The following is a 15,346-nucleotide window of genomic DNA, read 5'->3' as shown; positions in this document are numbered from 1 at the left end:
AAAAGGATAACCCATTTTTGTTATGCGTTTGTTTTTAAAAGGGAACGAGCATCTTTCGCTGCTTGCACCATATGTTCTAAAGCTGGAATAACTTCTTCTGTTCTTCTCGTTTTTAAACCACAATCAGGATTAATCCAGAAATATTTAGGATCGCATACTTCTAAAGATTGTTCTACAATTTTATACATTTCATCTTTACTCGGTACACGTGGGCTATGAATATCATATACGCCTAGGCCGATGCCTTTTTCATATGTTGTATGTTTTAAAGTATCAATAAATTCTCCGTGACTTCTTGATGTTTCAATAGAAATCACATCTGCATCTAATGCGCGAATCGCGTCAACAATATCTTCGAAGTTACTGTAACACATATGAGTATGAATTTGTGTTTCATTTGCTACAGAAGAAGTTGCTAAAAGGAAGGATTGTACTGCCCATGTAATATAAGCATCCCAATCTTTTTCTTTTAGTGGCATTCCTTCACGAAGTGCGGGCTCATCGACTTGGATTACTCTAATTCCGGAAGATTCAAGTAGTTCAATTTCGTGACGAAGAGCTAGTGCAATTTGATACGAAACTTCTTTTCTTGGAATGTCATTTCGAACGAAGGACCAATTTAAAATTGTAACAGGGCCAGTTAACATTCCTTTTACAACTTTCTCCGTTAAGCTTTGTGCATAAACTGTTTCCTTAATAGTCATTCCGTTAATAAAGGCTACATCACCATAGATAACAGGTGGTTTTACGCAACGGGAACCGTATGATTGTACCCAACCGTTTTTAGTGAATGAGAAACCAGCAAGGCGCTCACCAAAATATTCGACCATGTCAGTTCTTTCAAATTCACCATGTACAAGGACATCAAGCCCAATTTCTTCTTGGTAACGAATCCATTTTTCTGTCTCTTTTTCAATAAATTGTTCATATTGTTCATTTGAAATAACACCGTTACGCCATTCTTTTCGCGTTTGACGAACTTCAGTTGTTTGCGGGAAGCTACCAATAGTCGTTGTTGGTAATAGCGGTAACTCCAGGGCAACTTGTTGTAATTCGTATCGTTTTTCAAATGGAAGAGGACGTGAAAAATCTTCTTCTTTTAGTGCTGTTCGTGCTGCTTTGACATCTTCACGGTTACGTGCAGCAGATGAACGAATTGTATGATGTACATTTCGGTATGTTTCCAGCTCATTACTAATGCTTTCTGTACCTTGAGTGAGAGCGGAATGAATAAGAACTAACTCTTCTAATTTTTGATTTGCAAATGCTAACGCATCAAACAGCTCACTCGATAAGTGAGTTTCTTCTGTTTTATCGATTGGTGTATGCAATAAGCTACAAGAAGGCTGAACGATGAAATCTTTCGTTTGGACTTGTTTTTGTAACGTTGTAAATAACGCAAGAACTTCATCAAGGTCAGCTCTCCAAATGTTACGGCCGTCTATACAACCGACAGCTAAAGTTTTATCAGCTGGGAATCCATATTTTGAAATAGCATGTAAATTACCTTCTTTACCATGAATGAAATCTAATCCAATACCGGATACCGGGAATGTAATAATTTCTTCATAGTTTTCTTCTACGCTATCAAAATATGTTTGTAAAAGAAGAGTCGCATTTGGAACTTCTTTACGAATAGCTTCATAAATTTCTTTTGCTTGTTGAACTTCTTCTTTAGTTAAAGAAGCGAAAATCGGTTCATCAACTTGAATGGCTTGTGCACCAGCTGCATGTAGTTCTGAAAGCAGTTGTACGTAAGGTGCAACTAACTGTTTTAAAATGGTAGAAAATTGTTCTTGTGTATAGCCTTTAGCTAATTTTAAGAAAGTATATGGTCCTAAAATAACAGGCTTGCCATCTACTCCTAATTCTTGTTTTGCCTCTTCGTATAAGCGAAGTGGACGATTATCTTTTAAAGAGATTTGTAATCCCTCTTCATATTCAGGAACGATATAGTGATAGTTTGTGTTAAACCATTTTGTCATTTCGGAAGCTACGTGATCTTTAGAGCCACGCGCCATTGCGAAATATACATCAAGGTAAGATGTAAACTCAGAAAAACGTGATGGGATAAATCCTAGCATATAGGCAGTATCCAAAACGTGATCATAATATGTAAAGTCGCCAATTGGAATGAGTTCAATCCCTTTTTCTTGCTGTACTTTTACGTGTTGAAGGCGAATTTCTTTCATTGTTGTTAAAAATTGTTCTTCATCGATTTTATTGGACCAAAAAGCTTCCAATGTTTTTTTCCACTCTCGTTGTAGTCCGATACGTGGATAACCTAAGTTACTTGTTTGAATTGCCATTTTAAATTCCTCCCTAATTGAAAGTAAGCATTTCCGTTTACTAGGAAATACCTATAACAAAAAGTACAAAGACATAGAAAATAAGCCTTCCTTTTTGTTTTAACACCTCATCATCATCCGTGAATCTATCAGTGTTGTTAAAACAGGCAGGTCTCCTGACTTATGCTTCATATAATTTCTTTCACCTTCCCGTTTTCACAGTGGCACTAAAAAGAAATCTCAGCATTTACAGTGGCGGGACCGTGTTGGAGTTTCACCAAGCTTCCCTTTTAAACACGAAACGAAACTTTCGTGTACCTATTTTCCTTTTGAAAGGAATTTAACAAGCGATATGATATTGAAACAAATTCTAACACAATTTTTGGAATTTTGTCTACTGTTTTAAAATAAGAAAATTCCAAAGTTTTTATTTCTTATTATTCTGACTTTTTTTATTCTGAAGTAACTAATAATATTACAGTATAAAAAGAGAAATTGAGCTATGAAAGAAGTAGGGATGTCTTCTTTCATAGCTCAATTTTCATCTATAGCAACTTCTGAAAGTCGGCCTGCTATAGCATCTTTAAGGAGGGTGTTTAGCCATTGTAATTCAACTGTAATATGCTCAATTACACTTTGTAAAATATATAGTTGTGCACGTGGAACTTTTCCTTTATTACAATCATATATCGTTTGCATAGTATGTAAATATTGAAGAGTATCGTTTTTCTTTTTTTCTAAAATAGGAACTAATTCGTGATCATTGCTAAAGTGAGCGAAAGATAAGGCTGAATAAATAGGTTTATATATTTGGTTTTTTGCTTCGAATTGTTTTAATAGTAAAGTGTGGAATAGTTTTTTGCCTTCTTCTGTTATATGAAAAATCGTTTTGTCAGGTCGATTTGTGTCTCTAATTACATTTGTAATATGAATTGCGCCTTGCTTTTCTAATTGCTCGAAGGCGTAATAAAGTGATCCTTTAGCATATTTAATGTAACAATCCATTTGTCGTTCTTTCATAATATGCTGCACTTCATATGGATGTTTATCTCCTTCGAGTAGCAAGCCGAGAATGACTAATTTCATGCTCATGCTGTCTCAACTCCTGTATATAAAAACTTTATCCGGCATTAACGGGCAGCAAGACACCCACCCAAAAATTCAGCAGAACCAAAGAAGTTAGGTGGGGGGCGGGCTGTCCATAAAAGCCCGATTGGTTCAATTAATAATCAGTGGGGGATGAACAAAACCGCCACTGATTAAAGATTCACTTTATACATATTATAAACGGCATATCCTTTTTCATAAAGGGATATGCCGCTTCTTTTTTATATTAACTGACTTGCTTTTGTTTTTCTTTCTTTTTAGGGCCTGTATAGAGGCGTTCATTTCCCATAAGTAAAATACAAATAATACTTAGTACAGCCGGAATAAGTGCCCAGAAGAATGTGTTCGCAATAGATGTAGCGAGAGCTTCTTTAATACCCGCTAATATTTCAGCAGGAATTTTTGCGGTAGCGCCTGGTGATAATAAGAAACTTGTGTCTCCACCTTTTGGAGCTAATTTTGCTAGTTCAGGGGGGAACACAGAGTTTAGTTTATCTGTAAAAATATGATTTTGAATTGTACCGAAAATCGTTACACCAAGAGTCATACCGAGTGATCGGAAGAATGAGTTTGTTGATGTCGCCGAACCACGGTCTCGCATTTCTAACTTGTGAATAGAAGACATACTTAATACTGAGAATGAGAAGCCAACACCAAGCCCAGCGAGAATCATAAATAGTGTTACGAGTAAACGAGGTGTGTCCATTGTTAAAGTACTTAATAAATAAATACCAAGAACGAAGAAGACGCCAGATACCATCATAATGTTACGATAGCTTGTTCGAGAAGCTAATTGTCCTCCTGTTTGACTTCCAATTACAGAACCAACCATCATTGGTGTTAAAATTAATCCAGCATTAGAGGCGGAACCTCCAAGAACGCCTTGAATGAAGATTGGAATATAAACTGTACAGATAATAAAAGCGGCACCATAGAAAAAGGCAACTCCTTGACTAGCTGCGAATAAAGGTTTTTTAAATAGATGGAACGAAATAATAGGCTCGGTTGCTTTTCGTTCTACAAAGAAGAAAATAATAAGCGTAATAACTACTGTTGTAAATAAGCCAATAATTACATTGGAATTCCAGGCATATTCCTTACCACCAAGTTCTAATGCGAACATTAAGCAAACGATACTTATGACAAGTGTAATAGCACCAGCCCAATCAATTTTTTGTTTTCTAAATTCTAGAGACTCACTGTAGTATTTAGTAATGAAGAAAAAGGAGATAAGTCCTAATGGAATATTGATATAGAAGACCCAATGCCAACTTATATAGTCTGTAATATAAGCGCCTAATAAAGGACCGAATACACTAGAGGTCCCGAAAACAGCACCGAATAGTCCTGTCATCTTCCCGCGTTTTTCTGGTGGGAAGATATCGTACATAATTGTGAAGGCGATAGGCATAAGAGCACCACCACCGATACCTTGAATAGCTCTATAAATACTTAATTGCTCAATACTTGAAGCTGTTCCGCAGAGCGCAGAACCGAATAAGAAAAGAATGAGGCCACCAATATAAAAACGTTTCCGCCCATACATATCAGAAAGTTTCCCGAAGATAGGCATCCCTGCCATTGTTGCTACCATATAAGCTGATGTGACCCAAACAAACTTATCAAATCCTCCTAAGTCTCCAACAATTGTTGCCATTGCGGTTGCAACGATTGTATTATCCATTGCGGCCATTAATATACCAAGCAGTAAACCAGCAACAACAAATTTTGTCTTGTTGGCGTCTTTTTTTAATGGTTGAGTTTCCAAATATAACCCTCCTTTAGAAATAAGTAAACTATATTAAGTTTTGAGTGCAGTGGATAAAAAATTTAAATGTATAGTTGATTTTAATTTCTTTTCCATAAGTGCACTGATATGCCATAAAGAATATTATAGTCAAATTTGACTATAAGGCAAACTTTTTCTTCCGTCAAAATATTCTTTCGTATGAGTAGAGAACGAGTGAACCATACTGAATATTGCCATAAAGTAAATTGTAAAAAAATTTCATTAAGAACACCTTCTGTTAATAGATGAAAAATGGTTTTTTCTTCATATTGTCGAATAGGATAAAAGGAAGAGAAATATTAAACATTGCTTGTAGTAAGCTTTAGTAATTTGGGGAATTCATTGTGTGTATGATACATCTGAAATGAGGTGAATATATATTATGAAAATATGGGGGCGAATTTCGGATACAGGAAAGTATTCAATACCGCTACAACCAGTATTGTGGATTGACGGATCGAAAAAGGAAAATGAATTTCCTCAAGTAGCCGTTACATTAAAAATTGGTAGTATGTATACAGAACAATTTTCGTATGAATTGACCTACGATGTAAACGACATACTTATTATGAGAATTGAAGTGGAAAATAAAGGGGTAGAAATGATTTCGAGAGTTGTTGTAAGTCATATGATTCGAGATTACTTTGCTTATATTCCTAATTCTTTAAAAGTTGATAAGGGGATAAGTGAGTTTTTATTCCAGCTTGTAAGGTGGCGAATTGATGATTTGTTACCGAATGAAAAGGTGGAACTACGTTGTAAAATAAAAGCTAATAAAGATAAAGCTCTTAAACAAGCATTCTTTCAGGCTACATATACATTTCAAGATAAAGAGATATCATATGGTCCACTGCAAACAAATGAAGTTGTTGTGCGTCAATAATAAAAAGGAACCTGTACAAAAGGTTCCTTTTTTTAGTGAAGGTTGTGTTTTTTGAGTATTTTCTTTTGCTCCATTCCTTTTTTTCCTACATAGTTATTTTTGTAGCCAAAGTATAGAATAAATAAAAATGAAACAACATTAACAATAGCGTCGATTTGATCGTTTGTAATAAAGTGTATGCCGAAAGAGGTAAATAATAATTTTAATGATAATAGAAAACCAGCTAGTAAACGCATAGCATCTGATAGATTCTCTTTTTGTAGCATATAGATTACTCCTTTCTATAAAAGTTATATATTATATATATGAAATAGAGTAGAAAAGGTATACAAGCTTAAGCAGAAATGTACATTGGATATGTACATTTTTTATTTTGTAGAAAAACATTATTGATATAGAAACATATATTGGTATAAAAGGGGGAGAAGTATGAAACATAAAGGGAAAATTAGTGGATTATTACTTGGAAATACAGTGGCAGTTACAGAATGGATTGCACTTCAGGATGTAATTGCAAAACTGGATTCACGATCATTTTATACCGTCTTTATTATTTATATATTGCAAATGATACTAAGTTATTATTTTGGACATTGGTACGATAAAAGAGCGAACAAGCGTATGAATGTAGAAGTAGGAGGAATGGCAAGCAACGATTTTGTTGTTGATTTTTTTGGGAAAGTAGCCGCTTTATCTGAAAGAGCTTCCCGTAATATTACAGTTTACATTCTTTCTGTAAAAGAATGGGAAGGATTAAAAGACGCGTTGCAAGAAAAAAAATTGGGAGTGTTAGTACAAAAATTAGAGAGTACCATTGTAAAGTCAATTCGGAAGGGAGATGTTGTTACAAAGTGGGATGAAAATAAGTATGTTATTGTAGCAATTGATAATGGTCATGAAACATCAACAATAACAAACAGATTAATGAAAAATATTGAAAGTGAAATAGAAGGTGATTTACTCAGTGTCACTCTTTTATTTGGAGCAGCTAGCTATCCAGTAGAAGGAAAAACGTTTGAAGAACTGTTGAGAAAGTCGCAAAATCAATTGTACCAGTATAGAAATTTGCAAGAAAATGAGTGAAGCTTTGATTTGAAGATATTTGATAGGAAGAAGTTTTATTTGTAACATTTTTTTGACTTTTATTACAAAAAAACGCTTCGTTTGTAATAAAAGTCTTTAAAAATATATGAAATAAGCATATAATTATGATGGTAGTGCCAATGCAATTTGCACAATGTGTTTTATTTTAAAAGTGTAGAGGAAAGCAAGCTCTACACTTTTCCTTTTTAGGAAATGAAAAGAATATTTGTAAGTTGTTGCGAGATATCGATTGTACTGTGTAAAATGAACAAAGAGATTATTTGATAGAAAGCTGGAAAGGGAATGATAGACGTGAGAGCGGAACGATCACCTTTTATCAGGTGAACTATTATAGTCTTATTAAGACTGAGGTGAAATTCTGTGGCCATTAAGGTAATACATAGTGTGAACAGGTTTTAAAAAACACGAAGTACTATACTTAAAGATGGAGATGGAACTGCTAAATACTTCAAAAAGAATAATGTAATATTAAGTAATAATTTGTACAAACAATATTAATGATCTTCGTAAAAAAGATGCGAGTGTATAGAACAATTACATATTTTATAACTTTTTTATATTACACGATGGTCGTTTATAAGTAGGAGGAAGAGATGTTGAAATATAGTAAATTAGCAATTATAACTGCATTATCAATGACTTTATTAGCTGGTTGTTTTGGACCGAAACCAGAAGAAGAATTATATGTAGCGTTTGAAAACGCTGCTAAACAAGAAAAAACAATGTTTGAAGATGCAAAAAAACTTGAGGCTTTAGAGAAAGAAGGACAAGAATTATATAACCAGATTGTGCAAGAAGGAAAAGATAATAATCAAACTGTTAAAGAAAAACTGAATCAAGCAGCAAAGAATACAACTGAACGAGAAAAAGTACTTACAAAAGAAAAAGAGGCCTTAAATAAAGCGCAAGAAGAAGTGAAGTCAGCTGATAAGTATGTGAAGAAAATTGAAGATAATAAGTTGAAAGATCAAGCTGATAAAGTGAAAAGCATGTATGAGAAACGACACGATTCATTTAATAAAATGTATGACAGCTATAATAAATCTTTAAAACAAGAAAAAGAGTTATATACAATGTTACAAGATAAAGGTACTAAATTAAAAGATATTAGTGAAAAAGTAAAAGTAGTAAATCAATCTTATAAGGATATTGAGTCAGAAAAAGATAAATTTAATGAATTCACAAAGTCTTATAATACAGAAAAAGTAGCTTTTTATAAACAAGCAAATATTAAAATTAAAGAAGAAAAAAAATAAAACAGTTTGGCCTACACTTGGCCAAACTGTTTTATTTTTTTGTATAAGTACGACTATACCATGGAACCGGTTCACTTAATTTTTTTTCTTGTTTCAATGCTTCAGGCCCAATATAATCTTGAAGTGTTTTTTTTGCTACTGTTAAAGATAAGGTTGTTTTCGGGTTTCGATAGGAGGATTCAAGGTGACCAAGATGCGGTAGAATTCGAAAATCTTCTTTCGTAGGAGGGATGTGGAAAAAATAATCGCCTAAACGTATAAGGACATCAGATTGTTGTTGGCTAAAACGTGGGTTTCTAGAAAAATGTAATCCTTCTTTAATTGCTTTTTTTTCAGCAATCAAACGCTCTAAAGCTGTCTTTTTTAACCAGTATAAATATTTAGGATTAGTAGCTGCTTTAGCATGACGATTCACAACGAAAATAGATTGAGCTAGTCGATTAATAGAATGTTGGTTTTGTAATTGAGATTGTGGTTGTGAAGGTTTCATATTGAATCTCCTTTCAATTTTTCATTATTATAGCATAAATAAAATAGGTTTTTATTATATGCAAAAAGTGATTGTATATATTTTCAATATTAAAGCAATATTGTTACAAAAAACAACTATTTTGTATAATAGTAATAGAATATGTTTTTGAAATTTGATAATGAAAGAGTGAGAAGTTTGAAAGAAATATTAAAACAACAGTATGCCATTATAGATATTGGATCTAATACAATGCGTTTAGTTATTTATGAAAAGCAAAATGGAGGTTTTTATAAAGAGATTGAAAATACGAAAGTGGTTGCTAGGTTAAGAAATTACTTAATTGATGGTGTGTTGAATGAAGAGGGAATAGAAGTATTATTACAGACATTATTTCAATTTCAAGAAAGTACAAGGTTTCATCAGTTGCATCATGTACTTTGTGTTGCAACAGCAACAATTAGACAGTCTGAGAATCAAGAGGAAATTAAGAAGCTTATTGAAGGACAAACGGACTTTACTCTTAGAGTATTATCAGAATATGAGGAAGCGCGTTACGGATACTTGGCGGTTATGAATTCTACATCGTTTTCAGAAGGAATAACGGTAGATATTGGTGGGGGAAGTACGGAAGTTACATACTTTAGAAATAGAGAGATTTTAGAGTACCATAGTTTTCCTTTTGGGGCACTTTCTTTAAAGCAACAATTTATTAAAGGTGATATTCCTACTAAAGATGAGTTAGAGGGAATGCAACAGTATTTAGAATTTCAATTTCAAACGTTACCATGGTTAATCAATAAGAAATTGCCTCTTATTGCAATTGGTGGTAGTGCGAGGAACTTAGTAAAAATCCATCAAAATTTAATATGTTATCCTATAGCAGGATTACATTTATACAAGATGAAAGAAGAAGATATTGAAAATGTAAAAGATGAATTGGAAAAATTGTCGTTCATAGAACTTCAGAAATTGGAAGGATTGGCAAAAGATCGAGCGGATACGATTATTCCAGCGGTTGAAGTATTTCATACACTTGCTAATGTTATAGAGGCACCGGCATTTGTATTAAGTAGAAAAGGGTTAAGAGAAGGTGTTTTCTATGAAGAGTTGACAAAAGATTTGGGGATTTCATATTATCCGAACGTAGTTGAAGAAAGTTTGCATTTACTATCACATGAATACGAAATGGATATGGAATTTGTTATTCAACTTATTAAACATGGAAGACTAATTTGCAAACAACTTGAGGAAATAGGGCTTATTTCTATGTCAGTAAAAGACTGGGAAGTGTTCCATCAAGCAGCGAAAGTATTTAATATAGGCAAATATATAGACGAAGAAGCGAGCCGTTTACATACGTTTTATTTATTGGCGAATAAAACAATTGATGGCATGATGCATAAAGATAGAGTGAGGTTAGCGCTTATTGCATCTTATAAATCAAAAATGCTATTTAAACAACATTTATCTCCATTTGAAGGTTGGTTTGATAAAAGTGAACAAAAAAAAATCCGCCTATTAGGAGCTGTTTTACAATTTTCAGCTGCTTTAAATGCAAGGCAACGATCGCTTGTTGAAACCATATCTATAACAGAAAGCAAAGAGGCATTAACGTTTAAAGTTTTATGTGAACAGTCTGCATTAGCAGAAAAAGTGCAAGCTGAAAAACAAAAAAAACAGTTAGAAAGAGTATTAAAAACGAATATTAACTTGTTATTTGAACTAAAACATTAGGTCGTACGGATGTCTTTACGAAAAATTTACACTTTGTAATATTGTAATTTGATAAAATAAAATTAACTAAATTATAGTAAAAAAGTTTCAAGGGGAAGTGTGAAGAGAATGGAATTATCGAAGGGGAATGCAGTAAATTTAAATGATACAGCTTATTACAATAATCGAGAGTTAAGCTGGCTAGCATTTAATGAACGTGTACTACAAGAAGCGCAAGATGGAAATAATCCACTTTTGGAAAGATTGAAATTTATTAGTATTTTTAGTTCGAATTTAGATGAATTCTTTATGGTACGTGTAGCGGGATTAAAGGATCAAGTGAGTGCTGGATTTAATCAGCCAGAAAATAAAGCTGGCTTAACACCAAAAAAGCAACTAAATAAAATTGCGATAAAAGCCCATGAACTAATGACAGTACAATATGATACATTTAAAAATTATGTATTGCCAGCGCTTGAGTTAGAGGGAATTGAACGTTTAACATTCCATGATTTGACGAAAGAGCAGCGAGAATTTATAGAAGAGTATTTTGATGAGCAAATTTTTCCGGTGTTAACCCCTGTAGCTATTGATGCATATCGCCCATTTCCAATGTTATTAAATAAAAGTTTGAATTTAGCTACTCTTTTATATGATGAGAAGCAAGCGGAGGAAGAGAATCGGACGAAGCTAGGAATTGTACAAGTTCCTTCATTACTTGAGCGCTTCATATTTTTACCGAGCGAAGGGCAAAAGCATAAATTTATTTTATTAGAAGACGTAATTAGTAGTTTTACTCATAAATTATTTACGGGATATACAGTATCATCTGTTACTCGTTTCCGTATTACACGCAATGCAGATTTAACGATTCATGAAGAAGGTGCGAGAGATTTATTAAAGGTAATTGAAAAAGAATTAAAAAAGCGTAAGTGGGGGGGGGCTGTACGTTTAGAAGTTGGGAAAGAACACATTGATGAAAGAGTATTAGCGTTATTATATGAGGTTCTGGAAGTAAAAGATGAAGATGTATATATAATGGATGGGCCATTAGATTTAACATGTTTGTTTTCTTTATATAAAAAACTAGCTCCTTTATATGAACATCTTGTATATCCGGCTCTTATTCCGCAACCGCCTCAAGATTTAGGTGATGAAGAAGATGTATTTGAAAAAGCAATTGAGCATGATATTTTATTACATCATCCTTTTGAATCATTCCAGCCGGTAGTTGATTTTGTCCGTGATGCGGCAGACGATCCGAATGTACTTGCGATTAAACAAACGTTATATCGAGTAAGTGGTGATTCACCAATTATTCAGGCGTTAAAGATAGCGGCTGAAAAGGGAAAACAAGTGACGGTATTAGTTGAATTAAAGGCAAGATTTGATGAAGAAAACAATGTTCATTGGGCTAAAGAATTGGAACAGGCAGGCTGTCATGTTATTTACGGTGTAAGTCACTTGAAAACACATAGTAAAATTACGTTAGTTGTAAGAAGAAAAAACGGAAAAATTGAAAGGTTCGTACATCTTGGAACTGGAAACTATAATGATGCAACAGCGAAGTTATATACTGATTTTGGATATATTACATCAAGAAAAGACTTTGGGGTTGATGCAACCAATTTCTTTAATTATTTAAGTGGTTATACAACAAAGCCACATTTTCATCATTTATCGGTTGCTCCATTTGATATAAGAGAACAATTTATGGATTTAATAGATGAAGAAATCCGTTATCATAGGCAATATGGAAATGGATATATTATCGCTAAGATGAATTCATTAACAGATAAACCATTAATTAAAAAAATGTACGAAGCATCACAAGCTGGAGTAAAGGTAGAGCTCATTGTTCGAGGAACATGTTGTTTAAGACCTGGTATTCCAAATGTAAGTGAAAATATTCGTGTAGTTAGTGTTGTTGGAAGATATTTAGAACATAGCCGTATTTATTATTTCCATCATAATGGGGAGGAGAAAATATATTTATCTTCAGCTGATTGGATGACGCGAAATATGGAGAAGCGAGTGGAAATATCTTTCCCGATATTAGATATTGAAATGAAGGCACGAATTAAGGCAATTTTACAGCTTACATTAGCTGATAATGTGAAAACACGTGAACAAAATAAAGATGGTGATTACTATTATGTTATTAATGGTAGTACAGAAGAAATTGATAGCCAAGTGAAGTTGTTTAAGATGGCGTATCAAAATACAGATGCTGAATAATGAAAAAAGTAAAAACCTCTTATGTCTATAAGAGGTTTTTACTTTTTTCTACTCATATGCTCCCAAAATGGAAGGATGAGTAGAAACAATAGTTTTATTATAAGCGTGTAATAAGATGGCTCGTTGAGAGAATAACATTTGAAATAATCGTTATTTTAACTTAGTAATAGTATGGTTGTTGACATGGTCCACCGTAACAAGGATAAGGTGCTGGCGGCGGGAAAGGTGGTGGATAAGGTGGGTAAAATGGTCGAGGGCCGAAAGCTAATGCTCCGCCGAGTAATCCACCAGCAATTCCAGCTAGAAAGGGAACGCCAAAAAACGGGAAGAAGCGTGAGTCGCCTACTGGACCAATAGGTGCTGAACGGACTGGGATTGGTTGATAATATGGATACATGAACATACCTCCTTTATTGGACTCACTTTCATCATATGGTAAATGAAACGTGGATGAGCGCGTACAAGAAAGGATATGTAAGAAAATAGGCGAATTATTACGAATGTTGGAGTGTGAAAATTGTGATTTCAGGTTTTGACATAAAACGAAATGGGACACGTGTTCTTCCCAGGCCTCGATTAACATAGAGAGTTAAATCCTGAATTGTATAGAAGCCTTCAATATAGTCTTTGGCGAGTGAAGGTGTAATAATAGCTCCTAAAAAAGGAATTTGTACTTGTCCGCCGTGACTATGACCAGAAAGTTGCAAGTTGATTGGATATCTAGAAACTTGGGGCGCGATATCTGGTTCGTGAACAAGAACAATGTTATAAGTATTTTGCCGTGCATGCGCTAATGTTTTCTCTATTTTTGGTTTGCCTAGTAGTATATCATCGAGACCGAAAATAGAAATTTCACTATTATCCATTAGACGAATTCTTTTTTCACTATTTAGCAATAGTTCAAATCCTGATTCACGCATGATGTGCTCATAGTATTCAGTTCCATATCCACCGTGATCATGGTTACCATAAATAGCGAATTTACCGAAGGGGGCTTGTATATTTTTTAAAATGGATGCAACGAAAGGAGTGTCAGTATACGTTTGATAATTATCAATGAGATCTCCAGTAAAAAGGACAATATCTGGATTTACAGCATTAATTTTAGAAACAACTTGAGATAAATGTTGAAGCGAGAAATAGTATCCGAGATGTAAATCGCTGAATTGAAGAATTTTCATCCCATGAAAACTTTTTGGGATGAGTTGTGATTTTAATGTGTGCTGTGTAAAAGAAATGAAATGGGGCTCTATATATTTAGCATAGTAGTATCCGATGCTACTGGTTATAAATGAATAGAGACAAGTACGCATACCAATTTTTAAAAAATTTCTTCTTGTAATGTGCTTCATAAAAATATGAGTATACCTCAATGTTTTTATTCCATTTATAGGCTACTCAAATCTCCTTTCAGTTTATTTAAAATATACTTTACATAATAAAAAAGTAGTATAGATTACGAAAAAAAATGAATAAAAAGAAAGTTCTTTACGTTAAAATATCAGAAAAGTTTAAAAATATAAAGATTTCTATTAAATAAAGTGATAAAATGAATGTGTATTCATTTTTTGGAGGGGATGTATGTGAAAGAAAAAGTAGTTATTATAACAGGTGGATCGAGTGGAATGGGAAAAGGAATGGCGACTCGTTTTGCAAAAGAAGGGGCACGAGTTGTTATTACAGGACGTACAAAGGAAAAACTAGAGGAAACAAAGTTGGAAATTGAACAATTTCCAGGGCAAGTATTACCTGTACAAATGGATGTAAGAAATACGGATGACATTCAGAAAATGATTGAACAAATTGATGAGAAGTTTGGTAGAATTGATGTTTTAATAAATAATGCAGCTGGAAACTTTATTTGTCCAGCAGAAGATTTATCTGTGAATGGCTGGAATTCAGTCATTAATATTGTGTTAAACGGTACATTTTACTGTAGTCATGCTGTCGGAAAATATTGGATTGAAAAAGGTATAAAAGGGAATATCATTAACATGGTAGCAACGTATGCATGGGATGCAGGTCCAGGAGTGATTCATTCGGCTGCAGCGAAGGCAGGGGTATTAGCGATGACGAAGACGCTCGCTGTTGAGTGGGGGCGTAAATATGGAATACGAGTTAACGCTATCGCGCCAGGACCAATTGAACGTACGGGCGGTGCTGATAAATTATGGATTTCAGAAGAAATGGCTAAGCGTACGATACAAAGTGTTCCGCTTGGAAGGCTAGGTACGCCAGAAGAAATCGCTGGTCTAGCTTATTATTTATGCTCAGATGAAGCGGCGTACATAAATGGAACTTGCATGACAATGGATGGAGGACAACATTTACATCAATATCCATTTTAAAAGGGATAAAAAATGAATGTTTGATTCATTTTTTTATGGTTAAATGTGACGGAATTGTGACATATGAAAGAAAAGTGTTTACAAGAGGTCATATATACGTTATATTTAAGACCTCTTTTTTCTTCATAGTAGAATTGCTAATTCCCCT

General features: G+C 33.8%; 13 protein-coding genes and 1 riboswitch. Of the genes, 6 read left to right on the top strand and 7 right to left on the bottom strand.

Annotation, left to right across the window (positions count from 1 at the left end; genetic code table 11):
* Nucleotides 1–20: 20 nt before the first annotated feature.
* From metE to MHI26_RS20640, 3 genes are all read right to left on the bottom strand, one after another.
* The gene (gene metE / locus MHI26_RS20650; protein WP_001007611.1) at nucleotides 21–2,309 is read right to left on the bottom strand and encodes a 5-methyltetrahydropteroyltriglutamate--homocysteine S-methyltransferase; all 2,289 of its coding nucleotides are present in this window, start codon (nucleotides 2,307–2,309) and stop codon (nucleotides 21–23) included.
* A gap of 128 nt (nucleotides 2,310–2,437) precedes the next feature.
* A riboswitch (cobalamin riboswitch) is annotated at nucleotides 2,438–2,625 on the bottom strand.
* 197 nt (nucleotides 2,626–2,822) lie between these two features.
* On the bottom strand, nucleotides 2,823–3,380 hold the full coding sequence (locus MHI26_RS20645) for a PadR family transcriptional regulator (protein ID WP_000062063.1): 558 nt from the start codon (nucleotides 3,378–3,380) through the stop codon (nucleotides 2,823–2,825).
* A gap of 241 nt (nucleotides 3,381–3,621) precedes the next feature.
* Nucleotides 3,622–5,163: an MDR family MFS transporter gene (locus MHI26_RS20640; RefSeq protein ID WP_061666347.1), complete on the bottom strand. Its 1,542-nt coding sequence runs from the start codon at nucleotides 5,161–5,163 to the stop codon at nucleotides 3,622–3,624.
* Nucleotides 5,164–5,566: 403 nt separating this feature from the next.
* Between MHI26_RS20640 and MHI26_RS20635 the strand changes: the two genes are divergently transcribed.
* A complete protein-coding gene (locus tag MHI26_RS20635; RefSeq protein ID WP_000708116.1) occupies nucleotides 5,567–6,067 on the top strand; it encodes a hypothetical protein in 501 nt (166 codons plus the stop codon).
* A 32-nt stretch (nucleotides 6,068–6,099) separates the two neighbouring features.
* Here the strand turns inward: MHI26_RS20635 and MHI26_RS20630 are convergent, their stop codons facing one another.
* Nucleotides 6,100–6,333 (bottom strand): SPP1 phage holin family protein, encoded by a 234-nt coding sequence (locus MHI26_RS20630; RefSeq protein ID WP_000939448.1) that lies wholly within the window; start codon nucleotides 6,331–6,333, stop codon nucleotides 6,100–6,102.
* A gap of 163 nt (nucleotides 6,334–6,496) precedes the next feature.
* Between MHI26_RS20630 and MHI26_RS20625 the strand changes: the two genes are divergently transcribed.
* A complete protein-coding gene (locus MHI26_RS20625; protein WP_000680817.1) occupies nucleotides 6,497–7,150 on the top strand; it encodes a diguanylate cyclase domain-containing protein in 654 nt (217 codons plus the stop codon).
* 614 nt (nucleotides 7,151–7,764) lie between these two features.
* On the top strand, nucleotides 7,765–8,427 hold the full coding sequence (locus MHI26_RS20620; protein WP_000922464.1) for a YkyA family protein: 663 nt from the start codon (nucleotides 7,765–7,767) through the stop codon (nucleotides 8,425–8,427).
* 31 nt (nucleotides 8,428–8,458) lie between these two features.
* Here MHI26_RS20620 and MHI26_RS20615 read toward each other — a convergent pair whose 3' ends face one another.
* Entirely contained in the window at nucleotides 8,459–8,917 is a 459-nt protein-coding gene (locus tag MHI26_RS20615; protein ID WP_000804864.1) for a YkyB family protein, read from the bottom strand.
* A 141-nt stretch (nucleotides 8,918–9,058) separates the two neighbouring features.
* On the opposite strand from MHI26_RS20615, the gene MHI26_RS20610 reads away from it, so the two are divergent.
* The gene (locus tag MHI26_RS20610; protein WP_061666348.1) at nucleotides 9,059–10,633 is read left to right on the top strand and encodes a Ppx/GppA family phosphatase; all 1,575 of its coding nucleotides are present in this window, start codon (nucleotides 9,059–9,061) and stop codon (nucleotides 10,631–10,633) included.
* A 108-nt stretch (nucleotides 10,634–10,741) separates the two neighbouring features.
* Complete coding sequence (locus MHI26_RS20605; RefSeq protein WP_061666349.1) at nucleotides 10,742–12,850, top strand: polyphosphate kinase; 2,109 nt, start codon at nucleotides 10,742–10,744, stop codon at nucleotides 12,848–12,850.
* A 160-nt stretch (nucleotides 12,851–13,010) separates the two neighbouring features.
* On the opposite strand, the gene MHI26_RS20600 is transcribed toward MHI26_RS20605, so the two are convergent.
* Together MHI26_RS20600 and MHI26_RS20595 are read right to left on the bottom strand one after the other, a co-directional pair.
* Complete coding sequence (locus MHI26_RS20600) at nucleotides 13,011–13,247, bottom strand: hypothetical protein (RefSeq protein ID WP_000283738.1); 237 nt, start codon at nucleotides 13,245–13,247, stop codon at nucleotides 13,011–13,013.
* 97 nt (nucleotides 13,248–13,344) lie between these two features.
* On the bottom strand, nucleotides 13,345–14,202 hold the full coding sequence (locus MHI26_RS20595; RefSeq protein WP_003307640.1) for a metallophosphoesterase: 858 nt from the start codon (nucleotides 14,200–14,202) through the stop codon (nucleotides 13,345–13,347).
* A 231-nt stretch (nucleotides 14,203–14,433) separates the two neighbouring features.
* Between MHI26_RS20595 and fadH the strand changes: the two genes are divergently transcribed.
* Nucleotides 14,434–15,198: a 2,4-dienoyl-CoA reductase gene (gene fadH / locus MHI26_RS20590; protein ID WP_000660913.1), complete on the top strand. Its 765-nt coding sequence runs from the start codon at nucleotides 14,434–14,436 to the stop codon at nucleotides 15,196–15,198.
* Nucleotides 15,199–15,346 lie beyond the last annotated feature (148 nt).

It is taken from the genome of Bacillus sp. FSL K6-1218 (assembly GCF_038006445.1).
Lineage (GTDB): Bacteria > Bacillota > Bacilli > Bacillales > Bacillaceae_G > Bacillus_A > Bacillus_A thuringiensis_S.
The sequence above is the reverse complement of the archived record's forward strand: the minus strand, read 5'-3'. Positions and strand labels throughout refer to the sequence as shown.

Excerpts from the sequence above, each read along its gene's own strand:
- MHI26_RS20595 (WP_003307640.1), bottom strand. The coding sequence starts at position 14,202 with ATGAAGCACATTACAAGAAGAAATTTTTTAAAAATTGGTATGCGTACT.
- MHI26_RS20610 (WP_061666348.1), top strand. The coding sequence starts at position 9,059 with ATGTTTTTGAAATTTGATAATGAAAGAGTGAGAAGTTTGAAAGAAATA.
- MHI26_RS20620 (WP_000922464.1), top strand. The coding sequence starts at position 7,765 with ATGTTGAAATATAGTAAATTAGCAATTATAACTGCATTATCAATGACT.
- MHI26_RS20630 (WP_000939448.1), bottom strand. The coding sequence starts at position 6,333 with ATGCTACAAAAAGAGAATCTATCAGATGCTATGCGTTTACTAGCTGGT.
- MHI26_RS20615 (WP_000804864.1), bottom strand. The coding sequence starts at position 8,917 with ATGAAACCTTCACAACCACAATCTCAATTACAAAACCAACATTCTATT.
- MHI26_RS20625 (WP_000680817.1), top strand. The coding sequence starts at position 6,497 with ATGAAACATAAAGGGAAAATTAGTGGATTATTACTTGGAAATACAGTG.
- MHI26_RS20605 (WP_061666349.1), top strand. The coding sequence starts at position 10,742 with ATGGAATTATCGAAGGGGAATGCAGTAAATTTAAATGATACAGCTTAT.
- MHI26_RS20645 (WP_000062063.1), bottom strand. The coding sequence starts at position 3,380 with ATGAGCATGAAATTAGTCATTCTCGGCTTGCTACTCGAAGGAGATAAA.
- MHI26_RS20600 (WP_000283738.1), bottom strand. The coding sequence starts at position 13,247 with ATGTATCCATATTATCAACCAATCCCAGTCCGTTCAGCACCTATTGGT.
- MHI26_RS20635 (WP_000708116.1), top strand. The coding sequence starts at position 5,567 with ATGAAAATATGGGGGCGAATTTCGGATACAGGAAAGTATTCAATACCG.
- metE (WP_001007611.1), bottom strand. The coding sequence starts at position 2,309 with ATGGCAATTCAAACAAGTAACTTAGGTTATCCACGTATCGGACTACAA.